This is a genomic window from Arthrobacter citreus, assembly GCF_038405225.1.
GTDB classification, from domain to species: domain Bacteria; phylum Actinomycetota; class Actinomycetes; order Actinomycetales; family Micrococcaceae; genus Arthrobacter_B; species Arthrobacter_B citreus_A.
The window spans coordinates 3,469,174-3,486,034 of record NZ_CP151657.1; the positions used below are offsets into that span (position 1 = coordinate 3,469,174).

Here is a 16,861-nt window from a genome sequence, read left to right on the forward strand (position 1 = left end):
GTGGGAGATTCGAACCACGGCACCCCGTGGGTACCCATCCTTCTGCGTTCAGCCACGGCGGCCGCATTCGGCATCCTGACCATCTTCTGGCAATCTCCGGGCGTTAACGTCCTGTCAGTCGCGGGTGGCCTGTACCTGCTGCTCACCGCCGCCGCCGTCTGGCGCATGGCCGCACTGGCCGGTGCAGGCCGGCAGGCGCAGGTCCGCGGCCTGCAGCTCCTCGAAGCCGCCGTTTACGCCGTGGCCGGCCTTGCAGTCCTGGCGCTGCGTTCCGCGGAGGCCTTCTGCGCCGCCGCCGGTGCCGCGTTTCTCGTGGGCGGTGTTGTGGAGCTTTACCTGTGGGGCAAGGCGCGGAATTCTTTCCTCCCCGCGCGGGACTGGCTGATCACCGGCGTGGTGAGCCTGGGAACGGCCGCGATCCTGGTGGCCGTCCAGGCCATGGGCCTTGGTGCGCACGCAATGCTGGGCGTCAGCGGCGGTGCGGCAATTATCGTTGCCGTTGTCCTGGCCACGTCCGGGTTGGGAGCCCGGTGGGACGCCCGGCAGCAGCCGGGATCACACCCTGCAGCGGCAGCCCGCGAAAAGCCGTAAACTGAACAACTCCGGGTTCTACGTACTGTAGAACCCGAGGACATCAACGCAGCAGGAGGAAAAGACAGTGGCGAACAGCTCATCCGGTGGGCCGCAGAAGCGGAACTCCGTGAAGGCCCCGCTCATTTTTTCAGCCGTGCTGGCGCTGATTGCGGGTGTTGCCACCTTGATCTTCGCCACCGGCGGCGCAGATAAGGAACTGCGCGTGGATCTGGCCTTGATTGCGGCCGGGATTGCCTTCATCGCTTCGCTGCTGATCTGCTCCCTGCTGCTGATGACGGAAAAGCCCAACCCGGACCACCTCAGCGAGGGGTCCGGCGTTAACCGCAGCTCAGCCAAGATTCCCGGCGGTGCGGGCAGCGTTGGAGGCGGCGCCTCGCCGCAGGCCGACAACGCCCCGCAGGCCGGCAGCGCCCCCTCACCTGCCCCGGGCAGCGCCCCGGACGCAGCCGGCGAGGGCTCCCGCCCCACGGACCCGACGGCCTGAGCAGCCGGTCCGCGGGGCAGCAGAAACCGCGGAATCAGTCGAAGATCTCCTTGCTGATATCCGTCGGGGCGTCGTACTGGCGCTCCGGCAGGTTTCCCAGCGCGTCCAACACCGACGAATCGGCCTTCGCGCCCTGGGCCTTCTGCACAATGTCTTCCTTGGACGCCGGGTAGTCCAAGCCTCCCAGCGCCTTCTGAATGTCGATCGGGCTTGGTTTGTCAGCCATAGTGCTCCTTCGATTGGTGTGATGACCGGCTGTGTTCACTGTCCGAACATTTGCTCGGCAGCGTCTGTGGAACGGTCCGGGACCGTTGTGGGTGATTCCAGGTGCACGGCGCCGGAGGGAACCAAACCCGCCCCGCCGTATTTCTCCATGACCCGCCACTGCGCGGCCACGTCTTCACCGGAGTGCCCCGGCGGCAGATCCTCCCAGAAGGTGAAGCCGCCGCAGTCCAGCAGCTTCCGGCGGTCAAAAAGCACGCATGCTCCCACCCAGGCCACTTTGTACAGCTCCCAGGAACCGGCGGGAACGTCCAGCCGTGCGGCCAGATGGGCAAGATTCGCGGCGTTGTGCAGCGGCCAGCGGTCAAATCCCGGTGATCCCCGGCGGATCCGCTCCGGCTGGACCGGCCCGGACCAGGGTTCGAAGGCCTCCTGCTCCCCGGGACGGCGGTCCTGCAGGTATGACAGGCCCTGCACCGCGGCCCCAATAAACCCGCAGCCGGCCTCCGCCAACGCCCCGGCCATCCGCCGCAGCATGTCCGGCTCCAGCCAAACGTCATTGTCCAGATAGAGCACCAGCGGGGCACGGGCCATATCCAGCAGGTGCTGGCGCTGCTGGGCCATGCCGCGCACCGGCATGTTCCGTTCCAGCCGCACCGGCCGCCCCTGGGCACGGAGAACCCGGACCATCGCAGCCGCCGCGGGATGCTGCCAGGAGGGTTCCCCGGAACTTTGGTCACTGACCACCACGCCGAATCCTGGTTCGTCCTGGGCGGCCAGCCCGGCCAGGGTTACGGCGAATTCCGCCGCGCGGTTCCGGGTGGGGATCAGGACCTGCAGGGGAACAGGCCGTCCGCCAGCGTCAGAATTGCCCGCAAGCCCCCATTCGCCGGACCACTTCCGGCTCACGGTCCCGCCCCGGCTTCCTCCCCGCCTCCGCTCCCGGCTGGAGCCGGTCCCACCGGCTGCTGGGGGGCCGTGCTCTGCCGGGGGCGGACTGGATCCGGGCGGAGTGGGGACGCCTGGATCCGCTCCACGACGGCGGTGGTGGAATGATCCGCCACGTAGTCCAGGATCCGCACCTGGCCGCCGAGGCCGCGCACCACCGGTGTTTCCTGCAGCATTTCGGGGGAGTAGTCCCCACCCTTGGCATAGATGTCCGGACGCAGCGCCTCGATCAGCGGAATCGGGGTGTCGGTGTCGAAGACCGTCACGTAGTCCACGCAGCTCAGCGCGGTAATGACTCCAGCGCGGTCGTGCACCGGATTGATGGGCCGGCCCGGCCCCTTGAGCCGGGTCACCGAGTCATCGCCGTTGAGCGCGACCACCAGGATGTCGCCCAGGGCCTTGGCCTGCTGCAGGTATCGGGTATGCCCCCGGTGCAGCACGTCGAAGCACCCGTTGGTGAGCACGATCCGCTTGCCCGCCGCCCGGTCGGCCGCCACCCGGGCTGCCAGTTCCTCCGGCGTCAGCGCAGTGTCCGCCAGTGCGGTCAGGTGCAGCGCCAGGTCCGCCGAACTGCAGACCGAGGTGCCGGCCCGTTGAACCACAATATCCGCGGCATTCTGCGCCAGGTCAGCCGCGGTACTCAGCGGCAGCCCGGCTGCGCGGGCCAGCGTCAGGCAGGCCACAAAGGTATCCCCGGCCCCCGAGGCGTGTTTCTCCGAAGCGGGCCTTGCCCAGGTCCGGTGCACTGATCCGTCGCCGGTGAACAGGACGGTGCCCTCGCTGTCCAGCGTCACGACGGCGGACCCTGCACCGGCAGCGCGCAGCAGGTCCCGCCCGTACCCGGTGATCTGCCTGGCCCGGTCCGCCTGCGGCTGCAGCGTGATGCCGAGGAGGCGGGCTGCTTCCTGCGCGTTGGGCGTGACGATGTCGGCTCCCAATCCGGCCCATAGCCCGGGATCATGGGCGTCCACCACGGTGAGCACGCCGCCGCGCACCGCTTCCAGCGCCGCACGCACCGGCCCGTGCAGGAGCCCGGTTCCGTAGTCGCACACCACCACCGCGTCCGCGTCCTGCAGCCAGGCTGCCAGTGACGCTGCCAAATGCTCCTCCGCCTCGGCCGGGACAGGATTCCCGCCGTCGTCCATGCGCAGCAGAACCTGCTCCCCGGCCTGGACACGGTATTTGGTGGCCGTGCGGGCGGCGGGGTGCGAGTGCAGCTGCCGCAGGTCGATGCCTGCCTCCGCGAGGAGGCCGCGCAGCCGCTTGCCGGGCTCGTCCTCGCCCACGAGCCCGGCAAGCCGCACCCGGGCCCCGAGGGACTGCAGGTTCATGGCGGTGTTCGCCGCACCGCCGGGAGCGTAATCACGGCGGGAAATGTCAACCACTGGCGCGGGCGCCTCGCGGCAGAACCGGTCGGAGGTGCCGGACCACCAGCCGTCCAGCATGACATCACCAATCACCGCGATCCGCGGCGCGCCCTCGGCCAGCCGGCCGGGCAGCCACGGGGTCAGGCTGCGCAGCCCGGCCAGGTCCCCGGGGATGTTCATGCGCGCCCCCGCACCCGTGGAATCCCTACGTGGACGACCTTGACCAGGCTGAACTCGTCCAGCAGTTCCGGGCCGTAGCCGAAACCGGCGCCGCTGTCCCCGCGGGGCTGGGCCGAACCGCCCGGAGCGCCGCCGAACACCGCGTTGATCTTCACGGTTCCCACCGGCAGCGCCGCCACGGCGCGGTGCGCCGAGTCAATCGACGGAGTAAGCACTGTGGCAGCCAGGCCGAACCTGTCCCGAGCCGCCAGCGCCAGTCCGTCGTCGAAGCTGTCCACCACCTGCACCGGGGCCACCGGGCCGAAGGTCTCCTCGGTGAACACCGTCATGGTCTGGGAGCAGTTCAGCAGTACGGTGGCGGGATAGTGGGCGCCTGCTCCGGGAGGGATGACCCCGCCTTCGGCGAGCACCGCTCCGTTCCGTACGGCGTCCACCACCTGCGCGTGCACCTCCGTCCGCAGCCGTTCATCAACCAGCGGCGCGAGCGGGGCGTCGCGGTTGCGGCGGCGGGCTTCGCGGACCAGGGCTTCGCAAAACGGGCCGGCCAGGTCCCGGTGCACGTAAATGCGCTCAACCGCGGTGCAGATCTGTCCGCTGTTGCTGAAGGCCCCCACGGCGGCCTGTTCGGCGGCCCACTCCGGGTCCACCCCGGCGTCGATCAGCAGCGGATCATTGCCGCCGTTTTCGCGGATGACGTGTGCGCCGGTCAGCGCCGCCGCACGGGTTATCCGGGCGCCGGAAGCGCTGGAGCCCACGTGCCCCAGCACGTCGACCCCGGTCTCCATGGTCAGCAGCATCCCGGTTTCGGCGCCTCCGGTGAGGGTTTCCAGGACTCCCGGCGGAAAGCACGGTGACAGCAGGTCCCCGAGCAGGACTCCTGTGTGCGGGGAGCGTTCGCTGGGTTTGTGGATAACGGTGTTGCCCGTCACCAGGGCGGCGCCGATCAGGCCAGCGGCCACGGCCACCGGGTCATTCCACGGCGTCAGGAGTGCCGCCACGCCGCGGGGCTCCGCGACGGTGTAGTCCGCCGCCAGGCCCGAGCCGCGCAGGCTCAAGCCGCGGTGCACCGGACCCAGCTCGGCGTACTGTTCCAGGGTTGCGACGCCGGCAGCCACGCCTTCCAGCGCCTCACCGACCGGCTTCCCGGTTTCCCGGTTGTTGATCTCAGCCACCCTGCGCGCGCCGGCGGCGAGAGCTGCGGCTGCCGCCCGCAGGGCCTTTCCCCGGACGGCGGGGTCCGTGGCGGCCCATTCCGGTTGGGCCAGGCGGGCCGTCCGGACGGCTGCCCCGACCTCTTCGCGCCCCGCCGCGGTCAGTTCTCCCACGAGTATTCCGTCGGCCGGATTCCGCACGGACAGGAGGATCGGGGTGTCCGCGCCGAACGGGGACGAGGCGGAAGCGACGCTGGTTGACATGGAACTCCTCGGTATCGGGAAGCCGGCTTCTTCGTGTGTAGGTTTCCTACCCGTTTGGCGGCCGTTTACACCGATTTGCGGCCGAAGATTTTTCTTCGCCGGCCTCGGTTGGGATAGGCCGGACGAAGCCCTAGGGTGGGGCCAGCAGAGCATCCGCAGGGAGGGGAAGCATGGTGCGGAAGACACAGGTGCAAGAAGCGGCAGGGGACGGTTCCGTGCAGGGGGAAGAGAGCGTGCGGCCCGGGGTGCCGCAGGTTCCCGAGCTGCCCGTGCGCCGCGGTGTGGGCCCGGTCCTGGACCCCTTTGAGGGGGTGCGGCGGATTGCAGTGCTGCGCGGCGGCGGCTTGGGAGACCTGATGTTCGCCATGCCGGCCCTGGACGCGCTCGCCGCAGCGTATCCGGAAGCTGAGATCACGCTGCTGGGAACGCCGCTGCATGCGGCCCTGCTGGCGGCCCGGCCCGGCCCGGTGCACCGGACTGAGGTGCTGCCCTATGCCCCGGGGATCCGGCCCGGCCACGGGGACCCGGCAGCGCGGGCCGCGTTTTTTGCTTCAATGCGCGCCCGAAGCTTCGACCTGGCCGTGCAGGTGCACGGAGGCGGCCGCAACTCCAACCCTTTCCTGCTGGAGCTCGGAGCGGCGCATACTGTTGGCACCCGGACTCCCGACGCGGTGCCGCTGGAACGCACCATTCCGTACGTGTATTACCAGCATGAGGTGATGCGGGCACTGGAGGTGGCGGGCCTGGCCGGCGCGGTGCCAATATCCCTGGAGCCGCAGCTGGAGGTTCTCCCTGTGGAGGAGGAGAAAGCGGCAGCATATTTGGCTCCCGGCCGGGACTTGGTGACGCTGCACCCCGGCGCCACGGATCCGCGGCGCCGCTGGCCGGCGTCGGCCTTCGCGGCCGTGGCTGCGCGGGCCGCGGCGGACGGCTGCCGGGTGCTGGTGGTGGGCGACGACGGTGACCGGGACGTGGCTGAACAGATCGTTGCACTGAGCCAAGCTGTGGCCGGGCCGGGGGCCGACGTCGACTCCGTGGCCGGGAAGCTGGACATCGGCACCCTGGCCGCGGTGCTCAAGGCCAGCGCGGTGATGGTGGGCAATGACAGCGGCCCGCGGCACCTGGCCCAGGCGGTGGGAACGCCCACCGTGGGCATTTACTGGTTCGGGAACGTCATCAATGCCGGCGCCCTGGGCCGCACCCGGCACCGGGTGCACATGTCCTGGGTGTCCGCCTGCCCGGTGTGCGGCGCGGACGTTACGCAGGTGGGTTGGACCGCCGAGCGCTGCCCCCATGATGATTCCTTTGTGGCCGCCGTCGACCCGGACGCCGTGTACGCGGACGTGGCCGAACTGCTGACGGCGCCGCCGGCCTAGCGGGTTCGATCAGGGCCAGGAATCCTCCTCCTCGTGGCAAATGACCATTTCCCGGATTTCGCATCCGCGTGGCTGGTGCAGGGCAAAGAGAATAGCCTCGGCCACGCGCATCGGGTCGTTGAGCCGGGAATCGTCCTGCGGTTTGTACTGCTCGGTCCGGTCATCGAAAAAGTGCGTTTTCATTCCGGACGGGATCATGGTGGTCACGCCCATGCGGCCGCGGGTCTCGGCGGCGAGGGCACGGCTGAAACCGATCACGCCGAACTTCGAGGCGCAGTATGCGGTGGCGTCGGAGACGGCTTTGATGCCAAGGCTGGAGGCCACGGTCACCGCCCGGCCGTGGCTCTCGAGCAGGTAGGGGAGGGCTGCGCGGACCACGGAAACGGTGCCGAGCAGGTTCACTCCAATCACCTTTTCCCATTCCTCGGCGGCCACGTCCTCCAGCCGGCCGCAGCGGTCAATCCCCGCCGCGGTCACCACTGCGTCCAGGCCGCCCAGGGATTCGGCGGCCTCCCGGACGGCCGCTTCAACGGACTCCCGGTCCGCCACGTCCACTTCAATGGCTTTGGCCGCGCTGACGGAGCTGATGTTCCGGTCCAGCACGACGGCGGTTCCGCCGGCGGCGGTGACTGCCTGGACCACGGCGGCGCCCAGGCCGGAGCCGCCGCCGGTCACGAGAACCCGGCCGGGGTTGGAGAGTTGCAGAGTCATGGGTTTCCTTTCGTAGATGTCCGGCTCCGGAGGGTGCCGGGGACAAACCGGATGTATGCCCGGCGGACCGGGCGGGCCGCTAGCCCACCCTCGCCAGGGCCGCTGCCAGCGCGGTGGTGGAGCGTGCTGGATGGTAGGGGACAGTCACCGTTTCTCCGCCCCAGGCTTTGATGAGCCGGGCTTCGGGCAGCTGGTCTTCGCGGTAGTCGCCGCCCTTGACCCAGATGTCCGGCCGCAGCCGTTCCAGCGCCGCTTCCGGGGTGTCCTCCTCAAAAATCAGGACTCCGTCCACACAGCCCAGGGACAGCAGCAGCTCGGCCCGGTCCTCCTGGGCGATGATGGGGCGCTGTTCGCCCTTGAGCCTGCGGACCGAGCTGTCGGAGTTCAGGACCACGATCAGGCAGTCGCCCAGGCGCCGTGCCGCGGACAGGGTCCGGGCATGTCCGGCATGCAGCAGGTCAAAGCAGCCACCGGTGGCAACCACCGTTCCGCCGCGCCCGCGCACCGTCCGGGCGGCGGACAGCGCATCCAGGCTGCCGCTGTGCAGCTGGACCGGCGGCTCATCCCGCTGCAGGGCTGAAACTCCGCCGGCGGCGAGGAATCCTGCGGCCGCCTGCACCGCCTGTCCGGCGGCCGGTTCCAGGCCGGAGCCGCGGGCCAGGGCCGTAATCAGCGTCGCGGCGAACCGGTCACCGGCGCCGCAAGTGTCTCCGGCCTGCACGTCCGGGGCTGGAATCACCTGGGGCAGGCCGGCGGCTGGAAGCACGAGTGCTCCCAGCGAGCCCAGTGTTACCACCACTGACCGGCTGTGCCAGCGGGCCAGCAGCGTTTCGGCGGCGTGCAGGGCTGCCGGAATTCCGCCGTTGGTGCTGCTCCCGGCCACGCCGGTTCCAGTGCTGCCGCCGGTGCCGGCACTGCGCAGTGCTTCGGGCAGGTTCGGGGTCACGGCTGCAACGCCGGGCACCGGCTCCGCCCCGGCCGGATGCGGATCCCAGATCACCGGCACCCGCCCGGCCAGCTCCGCGAGGGCACCGCGCAGCCGGGGATTCGAGGTCAGTCCCCGGCCGTAGTCCGCGACCACCACCGCGTCCGCAGCGGACAGGATGGACAGCATCTGTGCGGTCACCGCGGGCACCGGCGGGGTCGAGCACCCCTCATCGAAGCGCACCACCGCCTGGGCGCCGGCACGGATGCGGGTCTTAACCGGTGTCGGGGCACCGGAGGGCCCGGCGGTGACGGGAATGCCGGTGAGCGAGTCACGCAGATCGGCGGCCGCGGCGTCGTCGGACAGTACCGTCACCAGTGCCACGTCGATGCCGTCACGGGCAAGCATCCGGGCCACCAGTCCGGCTCCTCCGGCGCGCCTGTGGGTGCTGTCCACATCCACCACCGGAACGGGAGCGTCCGGTGAGAGCCGCTGGGCGTTTCCGGTGATGTCGGTGTCCAGCAGTACGTCGCCAACCACCACGATTTTCACGGCTGCTCCTTTCCGCCGCGGCGGAACACCTCGGCGTCAAAGGCCCGGCACAGGGCATGCAGGGCAATCAAATGCGCTTCCTGGGCGTTCGCGGACCGCGCATCGATGCTGACGGCGTCGTCGCAGGCATCGCTGAGGGGATTCGGTCCGCGGCCGGTCAGTGCCCACGTCGTGATGCCGGCGGTTCGGGCGGCCTCGGCGGCGCGCAGCAGGTTGGGGCTCCTGCCGCTGGTGGACAGCAGGATCAGCACATCACCGGGACGACCATGGCCCAGCACCTGCCGGGCGTAGAGCTGATCGAAGCCGTAGTCATTGGCGATGGCCGTCACCGCTGACGTCTCCGCATGCAAAGCAATGGCCGAAAACGGCCTCCGCTCGCCGTCGAACCTTCCAACCAGTTCCGCCGTCAGGTGCTGGGCCTCCGCTGCGGATCCGCCGTTGCCGGCGGCCAGCAGGCGCTGCCCGGCTAGGAGACGGACGGCGAGTTCCACACCCCACCGGGTGAGCCGGGGGGCCTGCGCTTCGACGGAGGCAACCGCCGGACGCAGATCGGCCAGGTGCTGCAGGACAGCCAGGTGAGCGCTTTCGTGAGCCGAGGGGCGGGCCGGCTGCCGGGTGTCAGCCACCAGGATGCCGGCCGCCGCGGTGTCCGGGATCTTAGGCTTCACAGTGCTTTCCCTCCCAACGGCTGGAGGCTGCCCTGCCGGACGGCCGACGTACTGTCGATGGCCACCTGGTAGGCCTTTTCGGTGTCTGCGGCCACCCTGTCCCAGGAGTATCGCGCCCGGGCCCGCTGCCGGCCGGCCGCACCCAAGCGGTGGGCGTACTCCGGGCTGCGCAGCAGTTCAGCCAGGGCTGCGGCCAGCGCCCGGGGGTCTCGCGGCGGCACGTGCAGCCCCGTTTTTCCATGAACGACGGTGTCAATCAGCCCGCCGACGGCTGACGCCACCACCGGAACGCCGCAGGCCATGGCCTCCAGCGGGACAATGCCGAACGGCTCGTACCAGGGCGCGCACACCACGGCGTCGGCGCTGCGGAGCACCGCAGGCATCTGTTCGCGCGGGACCTGTCCGCGCAGCACCACGCGGTCCGCCACGCCCAGGATGCGGGCCAGCGCCAACAGCCGCTGGGCTTCCGGATCGGACGCCATGCCGGCGGAGTCGGTGGCGCCGCCCACAATCAGCAGTTCGACGTCGTTCAGGCCCTTTTCCGCCAGCAGCGCCAGTGCCTGGACCGCCAAATCCACACCCTTGCGCGGCACAAGGCGGCCGACGGCGGCAATCCGGAAGCGCCGCCCCTTCGGCTCGGCCGGTCCGCCGGCTCCGAAAAGCTCCAGGTCCACACCGCAGGGGGCCACTGAAATCCGGCCCCCCGGCACGCCCATGGCCTTGAGCTCAAACACCTCGTCCGAGCAGGTGGCGATGACCCGGTCCGCCGTGCGGCCCACTGACGGTTCCAGCCAGGTGCGCTGCGGGGGACTGGTGTCCTCGGTCCCCTGATGGCGTTTTTTCACGGTGCCCAGGGCATGGAAGGTCTGCAGCACCGGGACGGGATACCCCGGGGCTTCGACCCGCCGGGCGGCTTCCAGCGCCGCGACTCCGGACATCCAAAAATGGGCGTGCACCACGTCCGGCGGAGCGGCGCCCCAATCAGCGGAAATGCCCTCGGCCAGTTCCCGCATGTACGGCAGCAGAAGATCCTTGGGCAGGGCACGGGCCGGTCCGGCGTCCACATGGACCACATCCAGTCCCTCGCACACCGGAACCACCCCGGGCAGGCCCGGGTCGTCGCGGCGGGTGTAGACCCGCACGGAATGCCCCCGCCGTGCCAGCGCCACTGAGAGTGCGGCCACGTGGACGTTCTGGCCGCCTGCATCCACGCCGCCCAGTGCGGCCAGCGGACTGGCGTGTTCGGACACCATTGATATTTTCACTGCATTCCCCCTCCGGCAGCTCCTGACAGTTCCGTTCGCCGCTGCAGCGGCAGTTCCCCGGTGGCCACCGGGTCGCTCAGCACGGGGAGCGTGCTGCCGCCCCGGGTGGTGATGTCGGACAGCGTGTTGTCCCACGCCGCCAGGAAAGCCGCCAGCCCGTAGTGCTCCAGCGCGAACTCCCGGGCGGCCATGCCCCGCGCCCGTGCTTCGCCCGGGTCGGCGAGCAGCTCGGCGGCCGTCTTCACCAAATCCGCAACATCCGCCGAGATCCGCCCGGCTTCCGGCGGAACAGCCCGGACGGCCTCGGTGGCGGCCAGCGCCAGGACCGGGAGTCCCAGGTGCATCGCTTCGAGCAGGGACAACCCCAGGGATGTCCAGCGCATGGGGTGGACATATGCGCGGCATCCGCTCAGTTCCGAGTGCAGCTCCTGCGCCGGCAGGTCTCCGCGGACCGTCAGCTCATCGCCGCCCAGGCCGGTGGCGGCGGCCAGCTCCCCGGTCCCCATTCCGAACACTTCCAGCCGGCCGGCGCGGGCAAAGCGGGGCAAAAGGTCGGTGCCGGTGACCCGCCAGCGACGCACGGGTTCATTGATCACCACGCCCAGATGCTCCCTCTCGCCGGTATACCGGTAGCCCGGGTCCGGAATGCCGTGCTCGATGACCCGCACGGGGGCACGTCCGCTGTCCCAGAACAGCTCGTTGAAGTGGGTCACGTGAACAATGGGGATGCTGCTTTGGTCCGCCAGCGGGTGGACGGAGGCCGGCACGCCGTCGCGGGGAGTGTTGTGTTCCAGGTACACGGCGGGCAGGTCCCTGCCGGGGCGCCGGCCCAGCAGGCGCTCGCAGGCCGCGATTTCCTCCGGGCGCTGGAGCACGACGGCGTCGATCCCGGCATCGCGCAGCTTCCCGGGCGCGCATTCAATGGCCGAGGCAGGCCATGTCCGTCCACCCCTGCCCAGTCCCCACGGACCGCCGTCGTCCGTGGCCGGCAGGATGTACTCGTGCTGTCCGCGGACGAATGCTTCCATCCAGCCGCCGTGCACATGCCAAAGCAGGATCCTCATGCAGTCCTCGTTTCTCTGCGCGTTCCCAGGGAAGTCACGCCGGTGGTCAAGCGATGCACGGCTTCCACCACCTGTTCCGGCGTCACGCCGGACAGGCAGGGGTGCCCGGGCACAGGGCAGTCGCGGGCGCGGCTGAGCCGGCAGGGGGCGTTCTGGTCGCCCAGCAGTTCCAGGGGAACCCGGTGCGGCGCCCACCGCACGGCCGGAACCACGGGGGCGAAAAGGCTCACCACGGGAGTTCCGACCGCCGCCGCCAGATGAGCCGGTCCAGTGTTGCCGACGACTACGGCCGAGGCTCCCGCAAGGACGCCGGCCAGAGTGCTCAGGTCGGTGCGTCCGCCCAGGTCCAGGCCGGCCACGCCCGCCACCGTGGCCGTGAGCCTGGTTTCTCCGGGCCCGCCGGTGACTACAACCCGGTATCCGGCCGCGGTCAGCAGCTCCACCGCGGCGGCGTGGTGCAGCGCCGGCCAGGCACGGGCGGGAACCGCGGCCCCGGGATGGACCACTACATAGGGGCCTTCACCCACCAGGTGCCGGACGTCGCCGGTGCCGCGCAGGCGCAGGCGTTTGTCGTCGTCGGCGGGGAGGCGGTAGCCGGCCGCCGCGGCGATCTGCAGGGCCCGCTCGGCTTCGGGCTGGTCCTCGGGAAAGTCCTCGCCGGGCCGTAGCCGGACATCCAGGAGGGAACCGGCATAGTCCACCGAGGCACCGGTGATCCGGGATACGCCGGCCAGGCGCAGCACCATGGCGAGGGGCAGCGGGGACTGGTGGAAGGAGGTCAGGATCACCGCTTCCTCGATCCCCGCGCCGCGGATGTCCTGTTCCAGGCTGTCGAGTGAGGCTTCGGCAACCGGTGGTGCCGGATCGCTGATCCAGGGTGCGTTCCAGGTGATGACGCTGTCCGCGCCGGGCAGGAGGCGGCCGGCGTCGGCGCCCCGGGGCCCGCAGAGCAGGATGACGCGGGTTTGCCCCCCTCCGGCAACGGCGCGCACGGCCGGACCTGCCAGCAGGACATCTCCGGCACTGTCCAGCCGGGCCACCAGGACGCCGCGTGTCACGGGCGGTCCAAAAGCAGTGCGACGGCGCCGGCCAGGTCCCGGGCCACCAGCGGTGCCGCGGCGGTCTCCTCGGGGCGGGTGACGGGTGTGGGGACCAGGACGGCGCGGGCACCCGCGGCTTCCGCCGCGGCCATGTCCGCACCAATGTCCCCGATCACGGCCACCTCGGCGGGCTGCAGTCCCAGCCGGGCGCAGGCGCTGTGAATCATACCCGGCTGCGGTTTGCGGCAGGCGCATCCGTCCCCGGGGCCGTGCGGGCATATTTCCCATACGTCGAAGCGGCCCAAGAGGTGTTGTATCCGGGAGTTGACGGCGGTCACCTGGGACGTTGTGAGCAGGCCGCGCGCAACCCCGGACTGGTTGGTGATGACGCCGGTCCGAATGCCGCGCCGGCGCAGCTTCCGCAGGACGGCGGCCGCCTGCGGAAAGGGATCAACGAGGGCTGGGTTGCCGTTGTAGGGGACATCACGGACCAGCGTTCCGTCACGGTCGAAGAGCACCGCGCGCGGCACGTCCATTTTCCAAGGTCCCATACGGAACTTTTTCCCCATCTGCATCGGACCTAAACACTTTTGCCCGTACTTCTTCTCCTTCTCCTCCTTCTTCTCCCCGCTTCGCTTAGCCTGCCGCCGGCACTCTGGCAGGATGATGACCACTCGGTCCGCGGCGGCGGACGGTTCGACGGCGGGAGGACTGGAATGGACGGTGGCATGGAAGGGGTCGGCGCTCTGGAACAGGACGGCGGTGTGGAACGGGACGGCGGGGGCCGGGATCGGCCGGAGCTCCTGGCCCTGAGGGCCCTGAAGCTGGGGGACCTGCTGGTGGCGGTTCCGGCGCTTCGGGCGCTGCGGCGGGCCTTTCCGGACCACCGCATTTCCTATGCGGCACAGGAGTGGCTGCTGCCGGTGGTGAAACTGGTGGGCAGTGTGGACGCGCTTCTGCCGCTGCACGGCCTGGACGTTCCCATTCCGCTGGAACCCGGACGGATTGACGTGGCAGTGAACCTGCACGGCAGCGGTCCGGAGAGCACCGGACGGCTTGAGGCGCTGATGCCGCGGCTCCTCCTCGGACACGCAGGGCCAGGGCTGGCCGGGCCGCAGTGGCGGGACGGCGTCCACGAGCGGGAGCGCTGGGCGGACCTCATGACCTGGCACGGAATCCCCGCCGATCCGCTGGACTATCTCCTGCTGCCTCCCTCCTCGCCCAGCCCGGCGCCGGATGCTGTGGTCATTCATGTGGGTGCTGCCTACGGCAGCAGGCTGTGGCCGGTGGAGCGCTTCGCCGCGGTGGCCGCCGAACTGCACCGGACCGGCCGGGACATACTGTTCACCGGCAGCGCCGGTGAACGCCCCAGGGCACTGGCGGTTGCTGACCTGGCGGGCATCCCCTCCGGTGCAGTTGCCGCCGGGAAGCTGGGACTTGACGAGTTTGCCGCCGCCGTGGCGGGAGCCTCGCTGGTGGTGTCCGCAGATACCGGTGCCGCCCATTTGGCCTCGGCGTATGCACGGCCGTCGGTGGTGATTTTCGGCCCGGCGCCCGTCGCGGAGTGGGGTCCGCCGGAGGGACCGCACATCGCCCTGACGGATGAGAGCCGGCGGCTGGGGGATACGTTCGCGGTGGAACCCGATCCGGCACTGCTGGCCGTTTCGGTGGAGGATGTGCTCGCGGCCGCCGAAAAACTGGATGTTCTCTAGGCGGTCCCGGGCCGTCAACTAGGCGCTCACAGCTTCGGGGCCCGCACCGGACTTCGCCGGCCGGCCAAGAATCTCGTGCTGAAGCTTGACCAGGATCCTGGCCAGTCGGCGCGACACCTGCATCTGGGTCATCCCCAGCCGCTCACCGATGACATGCTGCGGCTCCTCGTGAAAGTAACGGCGGAACAGGATGTCCCGTTCGCTGTCATCGAGCGTGCGGATGGCGGCCGCAAGAATCACCAGGTTTTCCGCCTGCTCCAGCCGGTTGTCGAGGCTTCCGTGGAACTCCGCCAAATTGCCGCCCTCAAAGGGAGCGTCCAGGGAGTCCGGCTGAAGGCTGCTCTGGCAGTTCAGCGCCTCGGATACCGTTTTTTCGTCCACTCCCAGCTCACTGGCGAGTTCCGGCACCGTGGGCTCCCGCACCAGCCGCTGGGTCAGGGCGGGATAGACCTTGGCAAGGGTGGTGCGCAGGTCCTGCACCTCCCGCGGCGGCCGTACCACCCAGGACAGGTCCCGCAGATAGCGCTTGATCTCGCCATGGATGGTTGGAACGGCAAAGGCCGGAAAGTGCCGCCCCACAGCGGGATCAAACCGCTGTACCGCCTTGATAAGCCCGATGTAGGCCACCTGGCGAAGGTCGGCGCGGTCGCGCCCCGGACCGCTGTAGGCCCCGGCAACGCTGTCGGCCAGGTCCCGGTGCGCCAGGATCAGTTCATGGTGGAGGGCCTGTTGCAGATCACCGCGGGCACTGCGTGCTTTCGTGAAATGGGCGAGGGAATCCAGCTCGGGAGGCGTCATGGGGCAGCATTTCGTCGTTCCTATGTAGCCCCCTGCTGGACTGCTACCTCAGGAAAACAGAAGTGCCCTTAGTAATCAAGGCTTGCGGCGTGAAAAACTCCAAAGGACGTCTTTACTTCTCCGCTGAGCAGAAGGTATACGAGAAGAAGTAGGGCGAAATGCAGCAGTTAGCGGCGCCGAACCGGCAGCAACTGGCGGCCGGCCGGGTGTCAACGACGCCGTGTGCGGCGTTTGCGGTGCGGTGTCTTGCGCGTCTGGGCCGGGGGCGAGGGCGGAGATGATGCTTCCGGCACCGCGACAGGGGATGCAGCAGTGAGGGAGTCGCTGCGCTCCGCCTGGTTTCCGGGGCCATCCAACATGCGGCCCAGCCCCGCCAGCTGGTCGGGTCCGCTGTCAGCGGCCGTTGCCGGGGCGGTCGCCGGATCGGCGGCGCCGGCCCGCACTCCGCCGCGTTTGAGCACCAGAACGGCGGCGGCACCGATAACGGCAAGGCCGGAAGCCAGCACCAGCATGAGCATGGTGTAGAACCACATAAGGGTAAGGCCGGGCGGGGCCGAAACCGGCGGAGTCAGGACGCCGGTGAGGCAAATGAGCCAGAACGCGGCGCAGCTGCCGACAATGATCCAGGCTGTCCGGGTTGGCAGGGAATACAGGAGGTTGTGCAGCTTCTGTTCCATGTGGGAGTCCTGGGAAGAGGCCGTGTTGCCGTCTGCTCGACGTCCCCAAGTCTAGGCAGCACCCGCGACGCCCGGACAGCTTATGCCCCCTTGTGGGGCCCTTATGGAGCGTTTGTCCCGAGGGGGGTTGCCGGACCGCTGGACTCCTCGACAATGACCTTGACTGCACCGGTGGGCTGCTGCTGGGCAACGGCATCGTTCAGCGGCTGGACCTGCTCGGCCGGGACCCGGACGTTGATGCTGCCGGTGCGCCCGTTTGTCGCCAGCCAGTGCAGCTGCACCTGCGGAGCCGCGTCGGTGCCGAGCCAGGCCTTGAAGGCATCCGCCGCTTCACGCAGCTGCTGGTCGCTGAATTCGGTCTTGGCGGGGATGGCTCCGGCGCCGGAGACCACTGCTTCGGCCTCCGGCGTGGTGACGGCGACGTGGAGCTGGCCGTCCTCAATCCACGCATCGGAATATTCGTCCCCCAGGTCAGTTTTCAGCTGGGCATGGAGCTGGAGGAGATCCGTCATTTGGTCTTCCGTCAGTGAGGTGGGGTCCGGGGCCGACGGCGTCGCTCCCGTATGTTCCGTTGGTTCAGGGCTGTTGGCTGACGTGCCGGCTGCGCTCTCCCCGGCGGTGTCCGGCGATTCGGGCGAGGACGAGGAGGCGGCATCCGGCGACTGCGCCGTCGGCGACGCGGCTTCCTGGCCGCAGCCGCCCAAGGCCAGCAGAGCCGCCAGCGAAAGGCCGGTAAGCGCCACCGGCACGGCGGGCCGACGTGGGGAAACCGGCCGGAAGCTTGTTGATAATGCGGTGCTGTCATTTGGTCGGAAGAGCGGGGCCATGGAGCCTCCTGATATCGGTCCAATACATGCACGTAA

18 protein-coding genes are annotated in these 16,861 nt (G+C 69.6%); 4 read left to right on the forward strand and 14 right to left on the reverse strand.

All coding sequences use genetic code 11. The features are described 5' to 3' along the window. Positions 1–591: a hypothetical protein gene (locus AAE021_RS16055; protein ID WP_342023296.1), complete on the forward strand. Its 591-nt coding sequence runs from the start codon at positions 1–3 to the stop codon at positions 589–591. Between the two features lie 67 nt (positions 592–658). Next, a complete protein-coding gene (locus tag AAE021_RS16060; protein ID WP_342023297.1) occupies positions 659–1,078 on the forward strand; it encodes a hypothetical protein in 420 nt (139 codons plus the stop codon). A gap of 34 nt (positions 1,079–1,112) precedes the next feature. On the opposite strand, the gene AAE021_RS16065 is transcribed toward AAE021_RS16060, so the two are convergent. From AAE021_RS16065 to AAE021_RS16080, 4 genes are read right to left on the reverse strand one after another with little or no spacing between them, the layout of a single operon-like run. Continuing rightward, positions 1,113–1,304, reverse strand: a complete 192-nt coding sequence (locus tag AAE021_RS16065; RefSeq protein WP_342023298.1) for a DUF2795 domain-containing protein — start codon at positions 1,302–1,304, stop codon at positions 1,113–1,115. A gap of 35 nt (positions 1,305–1,339) precedes the next feature. Further along, positions 1,340–2,209 carry a glycosyltransferase family 2 protein gene (locus AAE021_RS16070; RefSeq protein ID WP_342023299.1) on the reverse strand — a complete coding sequence of 290 codons (870 nt, stop codon included), beginning with the start codon at positions 2,207–2,209 and terminating at the stop codon, positions 1,340–1,342. Beyond that, positions 2,206–3,795, reverse strand: a complete 1,590-nt coding sequence (gene rfaE2, locus AAE021_RS16075; RefSeq protein WP_342023300.1) for a D-glycero-beta-D-manno-heptose 1-phosphate adenylyltransferase — start codon at positions 3,793–3,795, stop codon at positions 2,206–2,208. Before rfaE2 ends, AAE021_RS16070 begins: the two co-directional genes overlap by 4 nt. Next, positions 3,792–5,210: an aldehyde dehydrogenase family protein gene (locus AAE021_RS16080; protein WP_342023301.1), complete on the reverse strand. Its 1,419-nt coding sequence runs from the start codon at positions 5,208–5,210 to the stop codon at positions 3,792–3,794. The genes rfaE2 and AAE021_RS16080 overlap by 4 nt, the downstream gene beginning before the upstream one ends. Positions 5,211–5,473: 263 nt before the next feature. Here AAE021_RS16080 and AAE021_RS16085 point away from each other — a divergent pair, with 263 nt between their 5' ends. Then, the gene (locus tag AAE021_RS16085; protein ID WP_342025441.1) at positions 5,474–6,586 is read left to right on the forward strand and encodes a glycosyltransferase family 9 protein; all 1,113 of its coding nucleotides are present in this window, start codon (positions 5,474–5,476) and stop codon (positions 6,584–6,586) included. Between the two features lie 9 nt (positions 6,587–6,595). Here the strand turns inward: AAE021_RS16085 and AAE021_RS16090 are convergent, their stop codons facing one another. From AAE021_RS16090 to AAE021_RS16120, 7 genes are all read right to left on the reverse strand, one after another. Beyond that, on the reverse strand, positions 6,596–7,297 hold the full coding sequence (locus AAE021_RS16090; protein WP_342023302.1) for an SDR family oxidoreductase: 702 nt from the start codon (positions 7,295–7,297) through the stop codon (positions 6,596–6,598). A 79-nt stretch (positions 7,298–7,376) separates the two neighbouring features. Next, positions 7,377–8,774, reverse strand: coding sequence for a PfkB family carbohydrate kinase (locus AAE021_RS16095; RefSeq protein ID WP_342023303.1), 1,398 nt, complete (start codon positions 8,772–8,774; stop codon positions 7,377–7,379). Then, the gene (locus AAE021_RS16100) at positions 8,771–9,442 is read right to left on the reverse strand and encodes a D-sedoheptulose-7-phosphate isomerase (protein WP_425362412.1); all 672 of its coding nucleotides are present in this window, start codon (positions 9,440–9,442) and stop codon (positions 8,771–8,773) included. Before AAE021_RS16100 ends, AAE021_RS16095 begins: the two co-directional genes overlap by 4 nt. Then, positions 9,439–10,707 carry a glycosyltransferase gene (locus AAE021_RS16105; protein ID WP_342023304.1) on the reverse strand — a complete coding sequence of 423 codons (1,269 nt, stop codon included), beginning with the start codon at positions 10,705–10,707 and terminating at the stop codon, positions 9,439–9,441. Before AAE021_RS16105 ends, AAE021_RS16100 begins: the two co-directional genes overlap by 4 nt. Next, positions 10,704–11,771 carry a glycosyltransferase gene (locus tag AAE021_RS16110; RefSeq protein ID WP_342023305.1) on the reverse strand — a complete coding sequence of 356 codons (1,068 nt, stop codon included), beginning with the start codon at positions 11,769–11,771 and terminating at the stop codon, positions 10,704–10,706. The genes AAE021_RS16105 and AAE021_RS16110 overlap by 4 nt, the downstream gene beginning before the upstream one ends. Next, entirely contained in the window at positions 11,768–12,829 is a 1,062-nt protein-coding gene (locus tag AAE021_RS16115; RefSeq protein ID WP_342023306.1) for a glycosyltransferase family 9 protein, read from the reverse strand. Before AAE021_RS16115 ends, AAE021_RS16110 begins: the two co-directional genes overlap by 4 nt. Next, entirely contained in the window at positions 12,826–13,362 is a 537-nt protein-coding gene (locus tag AAE021_RS16120; RefSeq protein ID WP_342023307.1) for an HAD family hydrolase, read from the reverse strand. The genes AAE021_RS16115 and AAE021_RS16120 overlap by 4 nt, the downstream gene beginning before the upstream one ends. 177 nt (positions 13,363–13,539) lie before the next feature. Between AAE021_RS16120 and AAE021_RS16125 the strand changes: the two genes are divergently transcribed. Then, a complete protein-coding gene (locus AAE021_RS16125; RefSeq protein ID WP_342023308.1) occupies positions 13,540–14,523 on the forward strand; it encodes a glycosyltransferase family 9 protein in 984 nt (327 codons plus the stop codon). 18 nt (positions 14,524–14,541) lie between these two features. Here the strand turns inward: AAE021_RS16125 and AAE021_RS16130 are convergent, their stop codons facing one another. The 3 genes from AAE021_RS16130 to AAE021_RS16140 all read right to left on the reverse strand — a co-directional run bounded on the left by AAE021_RS16130 (position 14,542) and on the right by AAE021_RS16140 (position 16,741). Beyond that, positions 14,542–15,321, reverse strand: a complete 780-nt coding sequence (locus AAE021_RS16130; RefSeq protein WP_342023309.1) for a sigma-70 family RNA polymerase sigma factor — start codon at positions 15,319–15,321, stop codon at positions 14,542–14,544. Between the two features lie 209 nt (positions 15,322–15,530). Further along, the gene (locus AAE021_RS16135; RefSeq protein WP_342023310.1) at positions 15,531–15,998 is read right to left on the reverse strand and encodes a hypothetical protein; all 468 of its coding nucleotides are present in this window, start codon (positions 15,996–15,998) and stop codon (positions 15,531–15,533) included. 101 nt (positions 15,999–16,099) lie between these two features. Beyond that, positions 16,100–16,741 carry a hypothetical protein gene (locus AAE021_RS16140; protein WP_342023311.1) on the reverse strand — a complete coding sequence of 214 codons (642 nt, stop codon included), beginning with the start codon at positions 16,739–16,741 and terminating at the stop codon, positions 16,100–16,102. Between the last annotated feature and the right edge of the window lie 120 nt (positions 16,742–16,861).

Excerpts from the sequence above, each read along its gene's own strand:
- AAE021_RS16065 (WP_342023298.1), bottom strand. The coding sequence starts at position 1,304 with ATGGCTGACAAACCAAGCCCGATCGACATTCAGAAGGCGCTGGGAGGC.
- rfaE2 (WP_342023300.1), bottom strand. The coding sequence starts at position 3,795 with ATGAACATCCCCGGGGACCTGGCCGGGCTGCGCAGCCTGACCCCGTGG.
- AAE021_RS16080 (WP_342023301.1), bottom strand. The coding sequence starts at position 5,210 with ATGTCAACCAGCGTCGCTTCCGCCTCGTCCCCGTTCGGCGCGGACACC.
- AAE021_RS16090 (WP_342023302.1), bottom strand. The coding sequence starts at position 7,297 with ATGACTCTGCAACTCTCCAACCCCGGCCGGGTTCTCGTGACCGGCGGC.
- AAE021_RS16110 (WP_342023305.1), bottom strand. The coding sequence starts at position 11,771 with ATGAGGATCCTGCTTTGGCATGTGCACGGCGGCTGGATGGAAGCATTC.
- AAE021_RS16120 (WP_342023307.1), bottom strand. The coding sequence starts at position 13,362 with ATGGGACCTTGGAAAATGGACGTGCCGCGCGCGGTGCTCTTCGACCGT.
- AAE021_RS16125 (WP_342023308.1), top strand. The coding sequence starts at position 13,540 with ATGGAAGGGGTCGGCGCTCTGGAACAGGACGGCGGTGTGGAACGGGAC.
- AAE021_RS16130 (WP_342023309.1), bottom strand. The coding sequence starts at position 15,321 with ATGACGCCTCCCGAGCTGGATTCCCTCGCCCATTTCACGAAAGCACGC.
- AAE021_RS16135 (WP_342023310.1), bottom strand. The coding sequence starts at position 15,998 with ATGGAACAGAAGCTGCACAACCTCCTGTATTCCCTGCCAACCCGGACA.